Annotated in this window: 1 pseudogene; it reads left to right on the top strand. The window is 69.2% G+C overall.

The annotated features are described in order from the left end of the window. Positions 1–574 (top strand): annotated as a pseudogene (locus tag D3D02_RS18615) (class II glutamine amidotransferase); the annotation flags it as partial.

Genomic DNA, 574 nt, shown 5'->3' with positions numbered 1-574 from the left:
TCGCTCGTCGACGGGCTCCAGCGGCTGGAGTACCGCGGCTACGACTCGGCCGGCATCGCCGTGAAAAACGGCTCGGGCATCTCGCTGACGAAACGCGTCGGCGAGGTCTCCGAGCTCGTCGCGGCCGTCGAGCAGAACCCAATCGCCGGCGACTACGGCATCGGCCACACCCGCTGGGCGACCCACGGTGGCGTCACCGACGGCAACGCTCACCCGCACACCGACGAGTCGGGCGGTATCGCCGTCGTCCACAACGGTATCATCTCGAACTTCCAATCGCTCCGGAGCGACCTCGAAGCCCGCGGCCACGTCTTCAGCAGCGAGACCGACACCGAGGTCATCCCGCACCTCATCGAGGAGAACCTCCGCGACGGCGCGACTCCCGAGGAGGCGTTCCGTGCCGCGGTCGGCAGCCTCTCGGGTAGCTACGCCATCGCGGCCATCATCGGCGACGAGGAGGCCATCTTCGCGACTCGCTCGGGGTCGCCGCTCGTCCTCGGCGTCGGCGACGGCGAGTACTACCTCGCCAGCGACGTGCCCGCGTTCATCCAGCACACGGCGCGCGTCGTCTACC

Origin of the sequence: Halobellus sp. Atlit-38R (genome assembly GCF_003665925.1) — an archaeon.
Taxonomy (GTDB): domain Archaea; phylum Halobacteriota; class Halobacteria; order Halobacteriales; family Haloferacaceae; genus Haloquadratum; species Haloquadratum inordinatus.
This window is presented reverse-complemented; position numbering and strand designations above follow the sequence as displayed.